The following is a 2148-nucleotide window of genomic DNA, read 5'->3' as shown; positions in this document are numbered from 1 at the left end:
ATTACTTCTTTATCTAAAGTAATTAACTGGTCTAACGAAATATTATTTCGCTATTTTACCTATTTCTCTGTTTAATTTTCAAAGACCAACTGTTTATCATGTATCAATCGTCAACCGACGACTTCTACTATATTACTAGGTATTGCTTGTTTTGTCAACAACTTCTTTAATTTATTTTTTTAAAAAACTTATTAAATTAGCAATTAACTTTTAACTTAATGTGCCACTGCTTCGTGACGACAAGGAGTATTCTATCATATAAATAAGTGTACAATTTCATTCCAGATGTCACCTAACTAGATTTTCTTCATAATACTACATATAAGTATGAATAATTAGATATTACGCATCCCGATACACATGGCTAATTATTTCTATTAAACACTTGTGTATTTAGCTTAGTTTTAGATATGCTACAATTATATTACATCTTCAAAATGACAAGCGCAAACCCCCTTATTATAAATTTATAATTTTGTAGACTTAAAAATTCTTTACTACCATATAATGTAGGAATTTTTAAAAGCACTAAACAAATGTGGAGAAATAGAAACAATATAATTCTAGTTAAAACTTGTAGGTTTACTTCAAAAGAATTAATAGGTAGAATAGGAATAGGAATATTTAAATCAAAGGTCGACAAATAGCATGTACAATTTAGAAAAGGATTTAGTCAATACAATATCGAAGAAGAATTGCTAGATATTCATCAAGACGATTGTAAAATAATAGGGACATTAAATTTTAATTATATACATGATAGTTAACTTTAAATCACATATCCAGTAAATGAATTAATGACAGTAAAAAAAGAGGTGATAAAATGAATAATAAACTTACCAAAAAAGATATTGAAGAACTTCAAAAGGAATTTGATTATCGTAAAGGCCCATTAACAATGGAAATTGCACATGAAAAAATGATAGCTGCAGCTCATGGCGATAGAAGTGAAAATGCAGAATATAAAGCTGCCAAATCAAATATGTATGACAACTATAGAAGAATGGGTTACTTGATGAAAATGATTAGATCTGCTGAAGTTATTGATGATGTTATTGTTAATACTCAAGGTGCGAATATTGGTGATAAATTACTTGTAAAATTTGAAGGTAGTGAAGACATAGAAGAAATAGAACTTGTAACAACACTTAAAGTTGATATATTTAATAACAAATTTAGTATTGAGTCACCTATAGGTAGTGTATTATTTGGTAGGACAATAGGAAGCATAGTAGAGGTAGAATCCCCTGATGGAAATTATAAAATAGAGTTAGTTAATATTCATTGCGTACATCCATGAAAAACTGATTATTATTATAATTTCAATAATTTTCCACATAAATATAACAAAGTACACCACTTAAATTAAACTAGTGTTTAATTTAAGTGGTGTACTTTGTTATGTATTATTTAATTAATAATACAACTTTTGTCATCAACTACAATTATCGTAAAGTTGAATGTTATATTATTTAAACTATATATCTGGTATAAATAAAAAAAGCCATTAAATAGCATAGCTATTTAATGGTGAAATATTTATTATTTTACAATAGTAATATTTTCAGCTTGTGGTCCTTTTGGTCCTTCAACGATGCTGTAAGAAACCTTTTGACCTTCTTCAAGTGATTTGTAACCATCTGAATTAATTTGTGAAAAATGAGCGAAAACGTCTATTCCGTCCTCTCCTGTAATAAAACCAAATCCTTTTTCTGAATTAAACCATTTAACTGTACCATTCATAATATATGTACCTCCGAAATTTTATTTTTCTTAAACACTTTGTAATACCACACCTATAAAATTTCGATTTTAAAATACTAAATTAAAGTACTATTTAATTGAAATATATCTGTGTTGCTTTATTTACTATTCATTTAAGTCATGGCTTAATAATATCACAATTTATTATAAAAAGCAAGTTTTACTAATAGATTTTTAACAAAGCTTGTCTTAAGACTTCTATTATTAACAGTGAATCGCCCCTATATAAGGCGTTTCACCCTTCTAAAATAAAATTAATTTATTTGTATTTTAGTCACTGTATATCATGGCATGTGAACCTCCCATGACTGAAGTCACGAGCTTCTATTGTTGCCAATAAATTTTCCCACATCTACGTCCTCGTAACCCTTAACATAACAACCT

Annotated in this window: 2 protein-coding genes; one reads left to right on the top strand and one right to left on the bottom strand. The window is 27.4% G+C overall.

Annotation, left to right across the window (positions count from 1 at the left end):
- Positions 1-823: 823 nt before the first annotated feature.
- Positions 824-1300 (top strand): GreA/GreB family elongation factor, encoded by a 477-nt coding sequence (locus KPL51_RS22945; RefSeq protein ID WP_216166740.1) that lies wholly within the window; start codon positions 824-826, stop codon positions 1298-1300.
- 242 nt (positions 1301-1542) lie between these two features.
- Here the strand turns inward: KPL51_RS22945 and KPL51_RS22940 are convergent, their stop codons facing one another.
- On the bottom strand, positions 1543-1743 hold the full coding sequence (locus KPL51_RS22940) for a cold shock domain-containing protein (RefSeq protein ID WP_244998178.1): 201 nt from the start codon (positions 1741-1743) through the stop codon (positions 1543-1545).
- Positions 1744-2148: the final 405 nt, after the last annotated feature.

Origin of the sequence: Clostridium bowmanii, from assembly GCF_018861315.1 — a bacterium.
Lineage (GTDB): Bacteria > Bacillota > Clostridia > Clostridiales > Clostridiaceae > Clostridium_AD > Clostridium_AD bowmanii.
This window is presented reverse-complemented; position numbering and strand designations above follow the sequence as displayed.